Source organism: Buchnera aphidicola (Cinara strobi) (genome assembly GCF_900560745.1).
Lineage (GTDB): Bacteria > Pseudomonadota > Gammaproteobacteria > Enterobacterales > Enterobacteriaceae > Buchnera_F > Buchnera_F aphidicola_AJ.
In genome coordinates, this window is the sequence record NZ_LR025085.1 from 161,359 (window position 1) to 175,663 (window position 14,305).

Consider the following 14,305-nt stretch of genomic DNA (forward strand, 5'->3'; position numbering starts at 1 on the left):
GGATATATATAGTGGACGTTGAAGTTTGTGTTCCTGATATTGGAGTAGATCATGTTGAAGTAATTGAAGTTTTAGTTAAAATAGGTGATACAATTAAAAAAGAAGATAGCCTTGTTTCTGTTGAAGGTCATAAGTCTGTATTAGAAATTCCATCCCCGGTTTCTGGAATTGTGAAAAAAATTTTTGTTAAAGTTGGTGATATATTATCAGTTAATAAATTAATTTTAATTGTAGATGAAAACGAGATAATTGCTTCTCAAAAAGAAGTTTTAGAAAATAATTTTTTTTCAAAAAGTTTGCATGATTCAGATAATAAATACATTAATTATGATAAAAAAAGTATTTTTGATGGAAAAAAAATTCAGAATAATTATTATGCTTCTCCAAATATTCGTCGTATAGCTAGAATATTAAATATTAATTTATTGAGTATTTCAGGTAGTGGCTCTAAAGGGCGAATTACAAAAGAAGACATAAACCGTTATATTAAATTAAATAAAAATACTAATACTCAAAAAAAGATAGTATCTACTTCAGAAAAAGATAATATTTCTATGATTAAAAATATTCATGAATATAAGGAATTAACAAATATTCAAAAAATTTCTGGAAAGAATTTATTAAATAACTGGAAGAATATTCCTCATGTTACTCAGTTTGATGAAGCTGATATTACTGATTTAGAAAATTTTAGAAATTTATATAATTCTAAGCAATCTACAGATAAAAATTATTGTAAAATTTCACTTTTATCTTTTTTAGTAAAAGCTGCTATTGCAACATTATTAAAATATCCTAGATTTAATAGCATCTTAGATACTAGTAAAAAAGGAATTATTTTAAAAAAAGACATTAATATTGGTATAGCTGTAGAGACTTCTGAAGGTTTATTAGTTCCAGTTTTAAAAAATTTAATTCACAAGAATATTATGGCTATATCTAGTGATATTCAAACCATAGTTAATAGAGCTAAAAAAAATACTTTGAGTTCTTTGGACATGAGTAATGGTAGTTTTACTATCTCTAGTTTAGGTGGAATTGGAGGTACTGGTTTTACTCCAATAATTAATTCCCCTGAATCAAGTATTTTAGGTGTATCTAGGGCAAGTATCAAACCTATTTGGAATAAAAAAAAATTTTCTCCTCGTTTAATTCTTCCTTTTTCTTTATCATATGATCACCGTATTATTGATGGAGCAGATGGTGTGCGTTTTACAACATTTTTTAGTCAACTTTTATCAGATATTAGAAATTTATTGATATAATTTTTGAAAAATATTTTTTTATTTTATTTATCATGTTATTTTAATTCATTTCAATAAAATTTTTTTTTTATTAATAAAAAGAGTATTTTATGAAAAAAGATATTAATATAAATGTAGTAGTCATTGGCGGGGGGCCCGCCGGATATTCTGCTGCGTTTCGATGTTCTGATTTAGGGTTATCGACTTTAATTGTAGAAAAGTATGGAGTTTTAGGTGGAACATGCTTAAATGTTGGCTGTATTCCATCTAAATCATTATTACATTTAGCTTCTTTGATAAGAGAAATACAAGATTTTTCTCGATATAATATTAATTTAGGTAACACAAAAAAATTAGATATTTTGAAAGTTATGAATTGGAAGGAAAATATTGTTTCTAATCTAGTTCATGGATTAAAGTGTATGGCCAAATCAAGACAAGTAAAAATATTACAGGGAATGGCTAAATTTATAAATAAAAATTTATTAGAGGTGACACACAATGATTCTATTTACAACATTCAGTTTAACTATGCTATTATTGCTACTGGGTCTAAGTCAATAAAATATCCTGGAATATCTTATGAAGATAATCGTATTCTAGATTCTACTAAAGCTTTAAATTTATCTAGGATTCCAAAAAATTTTTTAATTATTGGAGCTGGTATTATCGGTCTAGAGATGGCTACAATATATAGCTCTTTTGGATCATCTGTAGATATTATAGATAGTTCAAAAATATTTTTTCCATCAATGGATCGTGATATCAGTAATTTTTTTCTTGATAAAACAAAACAGTATTTTTCTATAAAATTAGATACTTCGTTGATAAAATTAAATTCTACACCTACAGGTGTTTCCGTTAGAATTAAAAATAATAATGATTCTTCTGTATATGATCAGATTTATGAGAATGTATTGATTTCTATAGGAAGAAGAGCAAATACTGATAGTTTGAATTTATCTGCTATTGGTATAGAACAAGATTCTTTAGGATTTATTAAATCTGATAATCAAATGCGAACTAATGTATCAAATATTTTTGCAATAGGTGATGTAGTTGGTCAGCCAATGTTAGCGCATAAGGGTATTCATGAATCTCATATAGCTGCTGAAGTTATTTCAGGTAAGTCGCATTTTTTTGAACCAATTGTAATTCCTTGTGTTGCTTATTGTGATCCTGAAATTGCTTGGACAGGAATGATGGAAGATCAAGCTAAAAACAGTGGTATAAGTTGCCGATCAGTAACTGTTCCGTGGAAATTTTTAGGTAAAGCAATTAGTTCGAACTGTTTCGATAGAGGAATCACTAAATTAATTGTTGATACTAATTCGAATCGAATTATTGGCGGTGTTATTGTTGGTAAGCATGCAGGAGAAATGTTATCTCAAATTAGTTTATCTATTGAAATGGGATGTGATATTGACGATTTAGCTTTGACAATTCATGCTCATCCAACATTATCTGAATCTCTTCATATAGCTGCTCAATTATTTAATGGAACTACTACAGACATGATAAACAACAAGTAGTGATTTAGATTTTTACGAAAAAGAAATATTTTTATTACAAATGATTTTTATGTATAAGTTTTATTTGATTTAAAAAAATTTTGATATTAAGTAACAATATTTTTAATTTTGAAATTAATTATTATATTTAATCTTATAAATAAGTTTATTCGTATTATATGCTTTGTTGTTATTAAATAAGCCTATTGATTAGATATGTAATATACTTTTTAAGTATTTGATATGAATGAATTTTCATATATATATATTTATATTTATTAAATAATATATTGAATTTTTACTAATCTTTAGGAAGTAAATAGTATTTTAATTTTATTAAAGCAACATTAACCGACTGGTATGCATATAACGTTTTAAAGAGCAGGTCAGATTCCTGCTCTAAAAATAAATTATATATTTTAAAAAATATAAAATTATTCAATTAAATATGGTTATGGTAACTGACTTATTGTATACTAAAAGATAGCCCGCATCCGCATGTCGTTTGAGCATTTGGATTAATAACTATAAACTTTGATCCATCCAGATTTTCTATATAGTCTACTTTCCCTCCAGTTAAGTATTGAAGACTAATAGGGTCGACAATTACACCTACTCCTTTATCTACAAAATAAATATCATCCTTTTTTCTTTTTTCTTCTAACTTGAACCCATACTGAAAACCACTACAACCTCCTCCTGTTATGTATATACGTAATTTTAATTTTTTTTTTTTTACCAGTTTTTTAATTTGGTTAATAGCATTAATTGTTATCTTTATTGGATACATAGAGTATATATACTTATTTTTAAAATTGTCTAAAAATAATATTTAGAAAACTTTTTATCAAAAAAAAATTATTAATTACTTAAAGTTTTCTATAAATATTAATCTTTAATGGATAAACAGAATTTTTTTTTAATTTTTAAAGTTTAAATTTTATAAATTTATTTTTATATTTTTATATTAGTAATTATTATTAACGTTGTTAATCTGCTTTTTTTCTTAAAAAAGCAGGAATGTCTAAAAAATTTCTTTCGTATTTTTTAATTTTATTTGTTTTTTGATGATTATTGATATTTTTTTTAATTTTTTCAGTATTACTGATAACTCTATGTCTTTGCAAAGATTGATTTCTATAGTTAACTAAAATTTCCTTGGATGACTGATTTCTCATAAAAGAGATTTCAGATTGTTTTTCCATTCCAATACCAGTTGCTACTACAGTTACACGTAACGCATGATCCATTTGAGGGTCAAGCGATGTCCCTATAACAACCGTTGCGTTATCAGAGGAAAATGCTCGAATAGTATTTCCAACAGTTTCAAATTCATCTAATCTTAAATCAAATCCAGCTGTAATATTTACTAATACCCCACGTGCTCCAGAAAGGTCAATATCTTCTAGTAATGGGCTAGATATAGCAATTTCAGAAGCTTCTTCTGCTCGATTTTCACCTGAAGCTGATCCAGTCCCCATCATAGCATAACCCATTTCTGACATAACTGTCCTTACATCTGCAAAATCTACATTCATTAAACCCGGACGTGTAATTAATTCAGCTATCCCTTGAACTGCCCCCTTTAATACATCATTTGCAGCCCCAAAAGCGTCTAATAAAGATATCCCTCGAGTTAATACTTTTAATAATTTATCGTTAGGAATAGTTATTAATGAGTCAACATATTTAGATAGTTCATTAAGACCTTGTTCAGCAAAGTTCATTCTTTTTTTTCCTTCAAAACTAAACGGTTTAGTAACTACCGCTACAGTTAATATACCTAGATCTTTCGCTACTTCAGCCACTACTGGAGCTGCTCCAGTACCAGTCCCCCCACCCATACCTGCAGCTATAAATACCATATCAGCACCATCCAATGCTGATTTTAATATTTCTTTATCTTCTTCAGCAGAATTTTTTCCTACATCAGGATTAGCCCCAGCACCTAATCCTTTTGTAATGTTATTTCCAATTTGTATTGTTTGTCCTACAGCCACTTTTCTTAATGCTTGAGCATCTGTATTAATAGCAAAAAATTCTACTCCTTCTATTTTTTCACGAACCATATGTTCTACTGCATTACTACCTCCACCACCTACACCAATAACTTTAATTACTGCATCATTACTTAATTCAGAAGGTTCAAACATACAATAACTCCATAAAATTTGAGTAGTAAGAATCTTATATATTTTTGTATATATTATTTTTAATTAAATTATTTTTTTAACTACTTTTTTAAAATTTTTTAATAAATATTTTAAAAATCTATATTTTTTTTCTTTTTTAAAAGAATAATTTTGATAATTTTTCCTATAACTTAATAATCCAATTATTGTTGCGTATTCTGGTTTAGAGAGATAATCAGGTATTTTGGAGATACTGCATGGTTTTTTTATTGTAACGTTGGCATGAAATATTTTTTTTGCATATGCAGATAAATATTTTATTTTAGAAGATCCACCGGTAAGTATAATATTTGATAGTATTTGTTTTTTGTTTTTGTTAGTATTATATTGTTCATATAATTTTAAAATTTTTTGATTTACTAAGCGAAGTAGTTCATTATATCGCGGTTGAATAACTTTAACTAATTCAGAATGATTACAATAAGCAATCTTTTTCCCTTGTTTATTAACAATTGCTAAGTTTTTACATGTAATTGAAATATCTTCTATTGTATATCCGTATTTTTTTTTTATAAATTCTGCATCAGAATAAGACAAAGAAAATGCGTAAGCAATATCTTTAGTTACAATATTTCCAGCATATGGGATAACGGAAGTATGATATAATAATCCTTTTATATATACACTGATATGCATATTTTCTCCACCCATATCAATTAAACATACTCCTGTATTTTTTTCTTCTTCAGTTAAAACTGATAATCCAGATGCTAATCCGGAGAATATTATTTTTTTTACATAAATTCCACATTTTTGAACAGCTTTAATAATGTTTTTTTGAATATTTTGGTTACCTGTGATTAAGTGCACATTAGCCTGTATTCTTATTCCTGATAATCCAATTGGATTTTTAATTCCTGATTGTTTATCTACACAAAAATCTTGAGGAACAATATGTAAGATATTATGATCATTTTTTATTTTAACAGATTTCGCGGTTTTAATAACAGTCTCGATGTCTTTTTTTGTAACTTCATTATTTTTAATGGGAGTGATTCCAATTTCATTATAACAGTGAATATCTTGATGGGAGATAGATAGATAAACAGAATAAATTTTGCATTTTGCCATACTTTCCGCTTGTTGAATAGACTTATTAATACACTTAGTTAATAATTCTAAGTTATTAATATTTCCTTGCTCTATACCCTTAGTTTGACATTTACCGAACCCAATGATATTAATAACTCCATCTTTAAGAATCTCTCCTATTAATGTGATTATCTTAGTGCTCCCTATTTCTAATCCGACAGTTATTTTTTTTTTTATTGAAAGGTTCATATTATTTATACTAGATTTTTATTATAATTTTTGCGATTTTATGTAATAATTTTATATTACATATTTTTTTAAAAATGAATAGTACTTTAAAGTATAAATTGTGATATGAAATATAATAAATAGGACTAAATTTATTTTATTTTTTTGTAGAGATAGACTTTATACTTCAAAATATAATCATTAGACTGAATTGTAAATTGGAATTCAAAATAAATACTAATATATTTTTTAAAAATTTATTAATTTTTTTGGATATTTTAAATTAAAAACATAATTTTATATGATAGTTAATAGATAATTTTTAAATTTAATATTCAGTAATTTTTAAGTAATTATTTTTAATGTTAAAAATTATAAATTTTATATTTAAAAATTATTAGAGTGACTTTAGTTAGATTATTGATATTTTTATTTATTAATACTAAGCTATATATTAAACTTATTTTTAATATATTCGTTTATATTTCAATATAATATTATTACTTTATATATTTCTAGATAGGAAATAAGATTTTTGTATCACTAATATATTAGAGAATAAAAAAAGAATCTTTATATAGATCAATAACAATTAATAAATTGTTTGAAATATTTAGAGTAAATATATTTTTATTTATTTGATAAGATACATATATTTGAATATATATGTTGTAGTTAGCTTAAAATAATTTTATTGGAAGATTAATGGTTTATTTAAAATAAATTATTATTTTAATAGAGAGGCATCCTTACTTGTGTCCTTGTCTTTAAAATTAAAATTTTTAGTAAATTTTATAAGGGTTTTAGTTTTTTTTTTTCTTGTCCTAATTCTATAATTATATCATATTTGTTAGTTTGAGAAAAAATAAATTGTATAGCTGTTTTAGTATTAAAGAATATAAAGAATTTATTTTTTTTCTACAATCTTGAATTATATCTTGTATAATAGATTTATTTTTTTCTTTTTTATATTTATTAATTAATATAATAAAATTACAAAATTTTTCGATAATATTCCCGATAATTTTTCTTTCACTTATTCCTTGTATTTTTTTATACCCTAAAATATATCATATTTTTTGATAGTTATAATTGGTAGTTAAAGAATATAATATACGATATAATATTTGTGAAGAGTAAATATTATTGAAAATTAGTTAAGGTCTCTTTTTTATTAGAATTTTTTCCATTTTTTCCTGTATAGGTCTTAAGAATTGACTATTTGGAACGAGTTGTTTTAAAGAATGATTCATAGATAATATCGTAGCTATAGAAAATAGTATATTTGTAATATTAAAATCACTTAATAGTGTGATGTATAAATTCCCTAACCCCAGCCGGAATTGAAAAAAATTTTTGTTATTGAGAGTTTATAAACAATTTTAATTGTATTGATCTAGTATTGAGTATTAAAAATATTATCTTGTTTTAAAAGAGTCACTGAGATTATTTTTTTATTGTTTAATTTTTTTATCTAGTGATTAGTTACATTATCAATGTCTATTGACAATAATTGTTTTTATTTATTCATCATTTAAAAAGGAAAATTTTATTTTTTTTTCTAAAAAGAATTACAAATAGATCTCCATTTTTTATTTTTATTGTTTTCTTTCATGTTATATATTTTTTTTGTAGAACATTAATAATCCAAGGATTTAATAGTTCTTGTATATCTTTTATTTTTTTTATCATAATTAAATATTATTTATTATTTTTAATAATTACTATATTTTATAGTATTGATTAAAAAAATTTATTGAATATTGCATATAGCATCTTTAAATAAATTATTTCAATAATGAATCTATGATTGCATATTTTTTTCTAAATTATATTATAATATTTCTGCAATGCGTAGAATAGCACTACGAGATCGCGGATTTTTTTTAACTTCTATTTGATTAGGTTTAATTTTTTTTATGATTTTTATTTTTTTATTTTTATATTTTTGCATTTTTTTATGAGTAATTGGAAAACCTTTAGGGAAAAAGGGATATTGACTATATTTTTTAAAAAAATTTTTTACAATTCTATTTTCGATGGAGTGAAAGCATATAATAACTAATCTTGATTTATTTGCTAATATTTTTATTGAAATTTTTAGTATTTTTTTTAGTTCTTGTATTTCATTATTAATATAAATTCGTATTGCTTGAAAGGTTCGGGTAGCAGGGTGTTTATGTTGATATTTTCTTGGTATTGATTTATTGATAATGTCTACTAAATCAAGTGTTCGAGTGATTGTTTTTTGTTTATTTCTTTCAATAATAGAAAAAGAAATTTTTTTTGCATATTTTTCTTCTCCGAAATTTTTTAAAACAAATTCTATTTTTTTTTGATTAGATTTTTTTAACCACAACCAAGCTGGTATTCCAGTTGAAGTATTCATACGCATGTCTAGTAGACCGTCTTTCATAAATGAAAAACCTCTATTAGCTGTATTTAGCTGTATTGATGAAACACCTAAATCTAATAAGATCCCGTTAATTTTATTATTACAATGTTTAATATATATATCTTTTATTCTTTCAGAAAAACTTCCATGTTTAATAAAAAATCTTGGATCATATATTTTTTTTCCTAATTTAACAGCTGACAGATCTTGATCTATAGCATATAATTTTCCAGATTTTCCTATATTTTTTAATATTTCTAATGAATGCCCCCCTGCTCCAAATGTTCCATCGACGTATATTCCAGTTCTTTTTATTTTTAAAGCTGTAATAGACTCTTTTAATAATACAGGTATATGTTTCATAGTTTATATTTCTTTGAGTAAATATTTATACATTCTCTATAATGTTATTTATTAAAAAATAAAAAATATTTTTCTAAATATTGAATAGAAAATGTATAAATGATGATATTAATTATATTAAGTTAAAAATTTTTATTTAATAAAAACATTTTTCTGAATATCATTATTGATAACTAATACAAAGAATCCCAGATCTAGAAGATTCGAGTATAACAAAAGATTTTTTTGCAATATTTAAAAAAGAATCGATTATATGATTTGTACTAGAAATTTGAATTATATATTGTTCTGAAGAACAATCGATAATAACACCTTGATAAATTTCTATTAATTGATTTATTTTATGAGTTTTTTTATAATCTTTGATTTGTATTTTTATCAATAAAATTTCTCTTTCAATATAATTTTTATTAGTTATTTCTACAACATAATGCACATCAATTAATTTTTGTAACTGTTTTTCTATTTGTTCAATAGTTTTTTTATTTCCAAAAGTTTGAATAGTTAATCGAGATATTTTATGATTTTCAGTAGGAGCTACAGACAGACTATCTATATTATACCCTCTTTGAGAAAAAAGACCTACAACTCTGGATAGAGCTCCTGATTCATTTTCTAATAAAATTGATAAAATTCGGCGCATAATTTATATTGATCCTATCTTTTTTAATAACATGTCATTCATACCGCCATTTTTAATTTGCATAGGGTAAATATGTTCGAGGGGATCTATGTATACATCTACAAATACTAATGATCCTGATTGAACTATTTTAATAGCTTTTGTTAATTTTGGAATTATTTCATTAGTTTTTTTAATTTTTAATCCGATATGTCCGTATGATTCAGAAAGTTTTTTAAAATCAGGTAGTGATTGCATGTATGAGTGAGAATGTCTTCCAGAATAAATTATGTCTTGCCATTGTTTTACCATTCCTAACGATTGATTATTTAGATTAATAATTAGTATTGCCAATCCATATTGTTTAGCTGTGGATAATTCTTGTATATTCATTTGGATACTGCCATCACCTGTAATACATATTACTAATTTGTTTAGAAATGCAATTTTTACACCTAAGGCAGCAGGTAGGCCAAATCCCATTGTCCCTAATCCTCCAGAATTAATCCATCGGCGTGGTTTTATAAAGGTATAATATAGAGCTGTAAACATTTGGTGTTGTCCAACATCTGATGTGACATATGCATTCCCTTGAGTTAATTTGTATAGTTTTTTAATAAAGTATTGAGGTTTAATTTTTTCTCCATAATTTTGTTGATTATTTTTTTTTATATTTCTCCAACTTTTAATTTTATCCCACCATTTTTTTAAATATATTGGAGATCTATTTATTTTATTTTTTTTAATTAAATTCAACATATAAGTTATTATTTCTTTTGCATCCCCGATAATAGGAATATCTGCAGTGATAGTCTTAGATATAGATGTTGGGTCAATATCAACATGAATAATAGTTGCTTTAGGGCAATATTTTTCTACATTATTGGTAGTTCTATCGTCAAATCTTACTCCAATAGCTAATATTACATCAGAATGATGCATAGCCATGTTAGCTTCATATGTACCGTGCATTCCTAACATAGATAAGTTTTGAGAATTATTTCCTGGAAAAGATCCTAAAGACATTAACGACATTGTAACTGGTATATTAAGTATTGTTGCTAATTTGTACAATTCTATATGACTATTGGAGCTAATTACACCTCCTCCAGCATAAATGATAGGTTTTTTAGAGGCAAGCAAAATATTTACGGAATCTTTTATATTTTTAGTATTAAGTTTTTGTTCAGATTTATAAGACTTTATATCAATTTTATCTGGAAAAACATAATATTTTTTTATTTTTTGATCAAGGATATTTTTAGGCAAGTCGATTACTATAGGCCCCGGTCGTCCTGTAGATGCTAAGAAATATGATTTTTTAAAAATAACTGGAATATCTTCAGATTTTTTAACTAAAAAACTATGTTTAACAATTGGTCTAGAAATACCTATCATATCGCATTCTTGAAATGCATCAAATCCAATTAACTCTACAGGAACTTGTCCTGAGATGACAATGATTGGTATAGAGTCCATATAAGCTGTTGCAATACCTGTAATTGCATTAGTTGCTCCAGGACCAGAAGTTACTAATACTACTCCTATTTTTCCAGTAGATCGTGCATACCCATCTGCCATATGAACTGCCGCTTGTTCGTGTCGAACTAGTATATGTTTTATTTTTTTATGTCCGATAGTGTAAATAGCATCATAGATATCTAATACAGCTCCTCCAGGATAACCGAATATTACATTTATTTTTAAATCTATTAATGATTGTATAACCATTTCAGCACCTGATAATAATGCCATTCTATTGTGATCCTTGTATTATAATTTAATTTTTTAAATAAATTTTAATGTTTAGTATATATTACTACATTTTATAAAGTTTAAATTTTATAAATACCCGCCTATTTAGGCGGATAATGATTTTTAGTTTAATCTTGAAGGTTATTTAATAAAATTAATTTTTTATATTTCGAAGTAAAGTATTTATTTCGGTTTTTTTTAACGTCCCTGAATCAACTTTTTTTACAATAACTGCGCAATAAAGATTCACATTATTTTTTTTAGATGGTAAAGTTCCAGAGACTACAACAGATCTAGAAGGAATTCGCCCGTAGAATATTTTTCCTGTTTCTCGATCAAAAATTTTTGTGCTTTTCCCAATATATACACCCATAGAAATGACTGAATTTTCTTCTACAATAATACCTTCAACGATTTCAGATCGGGCTCCAATAAAACAATTATCTTCTATAATTGTTGGATTGCTTTGTAGGGGTTCTAGAACACCTCCAATTCCAGCGCCGCCTGATATGTGAACATTACAGCCAATTTGTGCGCAGGAACCAATAGTTGCCCAAGTATCGATCATTGTATTTTTTCCAATGTAGGCCCCTACATTTATGAAACTAGGCATAATAATTACATTTTTGTCAATAAATGAACCAAATCTTACTACTGCTCCAGGTACAATTCGTACAGCATCCTTTAAAAATTGTAGTTCATTATAATTTTTATATTTTAAAGGTATTTTATCATAAAAAGAATTTTCCGATGTTTTAATAATTTTATTTTTATTAAAATATAAATAGAGTAAAACACATTTTTTTATCCACTGATTTGTAATCCATTGATTATTATTTTTTTCTGCAATTCTAATTTTTCCGGAATTTAATAATTTAATAGCTTTTAGTACATCTTCTTTCTCTTTTTTGATAGGTTGATAATTATTAATGTTTATTTTTTTTTGAAAAATTTCTTCTATTCTATTTTTGATTTTTATCATCGGAATTTAACCTATATTAATTGTGTAAATTTTGACCGTTAGAAAATAAATTTTATTTATTCAAATATATTGATAACAATAATAATTTTAATTTACGTAATAATGGTTATCCTAACGGAGTAAATGGGAATAAAAAATTTATAAGTATTTTTTGATGATATATTCTAATTATTAATAAAAATTTTTGGGATTTTTTCATTTTTTTGATGTGTGAGGAGTTCACAGCCTTTTTGGTTGACTAATACTGTGTGTTCATATTGAGCTGAACAACCTCCGTCTCGAGTCTTTACAGTCCAACCATCTTTCATGCATTCTACGTATTGAGATCGGGTATTTACCATAGGTTCTACTGTAAATATCATCCCAGCTTGCATTTTCAAGCAATCGTATTTATTATAGTAATGTAAGATATGCGGTGGTTCGTGAAAATTATTTCCTATTCCATGTCCGCAATATTCTTTTACTACGTGGAGTTTTTGACTTTCTACATACTTTTGTATTTTTTTTCCAATATTATTTATTTTTATTCCAGGTTTTATGCATTTTAATGCTTGGTATAAACTTTTTCTTGTAATTTTACATAATAGTTTTTTTTTGGTGTTTACTTTTCCTACAAAGAACATTTTCGATGCATCAGTATAGTAATTATTTTTTATTACAGCAACATCGATATTAACAATATCGCCTTTTTTTAATAAAATATTTTTATCTGGGATACCATGACATACTATATCATTGATGGAAATACAGATAGATTTAGGAAAACTTTTATATCCTAAACATGCCGGGACAGCTTTTTTTATTTTTGTAATATAATGGTGACAAATGTTATTAATATCTTGGGTAGAAATATCAGGATATATATGATTTTTGATCATAGTTAAGACATCGGCTGTAATTTTTCCGGATAAACGCATTTGTTGAATGTCGTATTTATTTTTTAAGATTTTTTTCATTTTAGTATATAATTTATAGTAATAGTTATTTTTTTATTAAATCTCTATTTAGAGATGGTTTATAATTTTCGAAGGGTTCAAAAAAATTTTTACTTTCTTTAGATATGAAAAACGATCTCAATAATATTATTATATTATGATATAATAATTAAAAATTAATAAGTGATAGATGGTTTATTGATTTTTTTAAAAATTAAATAATATTTTTTATTATAAGAAAAATAAGTTAAATAATATTATGATAACATATTTTTTTTTATTTTAATAATTAGAAAGGAAGGTAGTAATGGATATTGCATTAATGAAAAATATGATTAAAGCTGGAGCACATTTTGGACATCAAACTCGATACTGGAATCCAAAAATGAAACCGTTTATTTTTGGAATAAAAAATAAAGTTCATATTATTAATTTAGAAAAAACAATACCTTTATTACAATCAGCTATTAGATCTCTTCAAAAAACAATTAAATATAACGGAAAAATTCTTTTTGTAGGAACTAAGCGAGCAGCTAGTCCAGCGATAAAATCAGTTGCGTTATCCTGTAACCAATTTTATGTAAATCGTCGTTGGTTAGGTGGAATGTTAACAAACTGGAAAACTGTTAGACAGTCAATAAATAAATTAAAGGATTTAGAGAAACAATCTACTGATGGAACATTTGAAAAATTAACTAAAAAAGAAGTATTACTTCGAATACGATTATTAGATAAATTAGAAAATAGTTTAGGTGGAATTAAAAATATGGGTGGGTTACCAGATGCTATTTTTGTTGTAGATGCTTCACATGAACATATTGCGATACGGGAAGCAAATCATTTGGGTATCCCTGTTTTTGCTATTGTAGATACTAATTCTAGTCCGGAAGGAGTAAATTATGTAATACCTGGAAATGATGATGCTGTTCGATCTATTAATCTTTATTTTGGAATGATTTCTCATGCATTATTAACATGTTATCGAGAAAAAACTGAATCGTTTCTTTTAAAAAAGAGATTTCAAGAATCATAATTTTAAATTATTA

11 protein-coding genes are annotated in these 14,305 nt (G+C 25.2%); 3 read left to right on the plus strand and 8 right to left on the minus strand.

Annotation, left to right across the window (positions count from 1 at the left end):
* Nucleotides 1-11: 11 nt before the first annotated feature.
* On the plus strand, nt 12-1,265 hold the full coding sequence (locus EAO23_RS00695; protein WP_172575448.1) for a 2-oxo acid dehydrogenase subunit E2: 1,254 nt from the start codon (nt 12-14) through the stop codon (nt 1,263-1,265).
* A gap of 89 nt (nt 1,266-1,354) precedes the next feature.
* Complete coding sequence (lpdA, locus tag EAO23_RS00700) at nt 1,355-2,776, plus strand: dihydrolipoyl dehydrogenase (protein WP_158349026.1); 1,422 nt, start codon at nt 1,355-1,357, stop codon at nt 2,774-2,776.
* 445 nt (nt 2,777-3,221) lie between these two features.
* On the opposite strand, the gene erpA is transcribed toward lpdA, so the two are convergent.
* From erpA to map, 8 genes are all read right to left on the minus strand, one after another.
* A complete protein-coding gene (erpA, locus tag EAO23_RS00705) occupies nt 3,222-3,545 on the minus strand; it encodes an iron-sulfur cluster insertion protein ErpA (RefSeq protein ID WP_158349027.1) in 324 nt (107 codons plus the stop codon).
* Between the two features lie 199 nt (nt 3,546-3,744).
* Complete coding sequence (ftsZ, locus tag EAO23_RS00710; protein ID WP_158349028.1) at nt 3,745-4,908, minus strand: cell division protein FtsZ; 1,164 nt, start codon at nt 4,906-4,908, stop codon at nt 3,745-3,747.
* Nucleotides 4,909-4,971: 63 nt separating this feature from the next.
* Nucleotides 4,972-6,228 carry a cell division protein FtsA gene (gene ftsA, locus EAO23_RS00715; RefSeq protein WP_158349029.1) on the minus strand — a complete coding sequence of 419 codons (1,257 nt, stop codon included), beginning with the start codon at nt 6,226-6,228 and terminating at the stop codon, nt 4,972-4,974.
* 1,813 nt (nt 6,229-8,041) lie between these two features.
* Nucleotides 8,042-8,965 carry a 16S rRNA (cytosine(1402)-N(4))-methyltransferase RsmH gene (rsmH, locus tag EAO23_RS00720; RefSeq protein ID WP_158349030.1) on the minus strand — a complete coding sequence of 308 codons (924 nt, stop codon included), beginning with the start codon at nt 8,963-8,965 and terminating at the stop codon, nt 8,042-8,044.
* A 163-nt stretch (nt 8,966-9,128) separates the two neighbouring features.
* On the minus strand, nt 9,129-9,608 hold the full coding sequence (gene ilvN, locus EAO23_RS00725; protein ID WP_158349031.1) for an acetolactate synthase small subunit: 480 nt from the start codon (nt 9,606-9,608) through the stop codon (nt 9,129-9,131).
* Nucleotides 9,609-9,611: 3 nt separating this feature from the next.
* Nucleotides 9,612-11,342 (minus strand): biosynthetic-type acetolactate synthase large subunit, encoded by a 1,731-nt coding sequence (ilvB, locus tag EAO23_RS00730; RefSeq protein ID WP_158349032.1) that lies wholly within the window; start codon nt 11,340-11,342, stop codon nt 9,612-9,614.
* A gap of 154 nt (nt 11,343-11,496) precedes the next feature.
* Nucleotides 11,497-12,324, minus strand: a complete 828-nt coding sequence (dapD, locus tag EAO23_RS00735) for a 2,3,4,5-tetrahydropyridine-2,6-dicarboxylate N-succinyltransferase (protein ID WP_158349033.1) — start codon at nt 12,322-12,324, stop codon at nt 11,497-11,499.
* A 164-nt stretch (nt 12,325-12,488) separates the two neighbouring features.
* Nucleotides 12,489-13,280 carry a type I methionyl aminopeptidase gene (gene map, locus EAO23_RS00740; RefSeq protein ID WP_158349034.1) on the minus strand — a complete coding sequence of 264 codons (792 nt, stop codon included), beginning with the start codon at nt 13,278-13,280 and terminating at the stop codon, nt 12,489-12,491.
* 286 nt (nt 13,281-13,566) lie between these two features.
* Here map and rpsB point away from each other — a divergent pair, with 286 nt between their 5' ends.
* A complete protein-coding gene (gene rpsB, locus EAO23_RS00745; protein ID WP_158349035.1) occupies nt 13,567-14,292 on the plus strand; it encodes a 30S ribosomal protein S2 in 726 nt (241 codons plus the stop codon).
* Nucleotides 14,293-14,305 lie beyond the last annotated feature (13 nt).

Excerpts from the sequence above, each read along its gene's own strand:
- ftsA (WP_158349029.1), bottom strand. The coding sequence starts at position 6,228 with ATGAACCTTTCAATAAAAAAAAAAATAACTGTCGGATTAGAAATAGGG.
- ilvB (WP_158349032.1), bottom strand. The coding sequence starts at position 11,342 with ATGGCATTATTATCAGGTGCTGAAATGGTTATACAATCATTAATAGAT.
- erpA (WP_158349027.1), bottom strand. The coding sequence starts at position 3,545 with ATGTATCCAATAAAGATAACAATTAATGCTATTAACCAAATTAAAAAA.
- rpsB (WP_158349035.1), top strand. The coding sequence starts at position 13,567 with ATGGATATTGCATTAATGAAAAATATGATTAAAGCTGGAGCACATTTT.
- ftsZ (WP_158349028.1), bottom strand. The coding sequence starts at position 4,908 with ATGTTTGAACCTTCTGAATTAAGTAATGATGCAGTAATTAAAGTTATT.
- lpdA (WP_158349026.1), top strand. The coding sequence starts at position 1,355 with ATGAAAAAAGATATTAATATAAATGTAGTAGTCATTGGCGGGGGGCCC.
- map (WP_158349034.1), bottom strand. The coding sequence starts at position 13,280 with ATGAAAAAAATCTTAAAAAATAAATACGACATTCAACAAATGCGTTTA.
- rsmH (WP_158349030.1), bottom strand. The coding sequence starts at position 8,965 with ATGAAACATATACCTGTATTATTAAAAGAGTCTATTACAGCTTTAAAA.
- dapD (WP_158349033.1), bottom strand. The coding sequence starts at position 12,324 with ATGATAAAAATCAAAAATAGAATAGAAGAAATTTTTCAAAAAAAAATA.
- ilvN (WP_158349031.1), bottom strand. The coding sequence starts at position 9,608 with ATGCGCCGAATTTTATCAATTTTATTAGAAAATGAATCAGGAGCTCTA.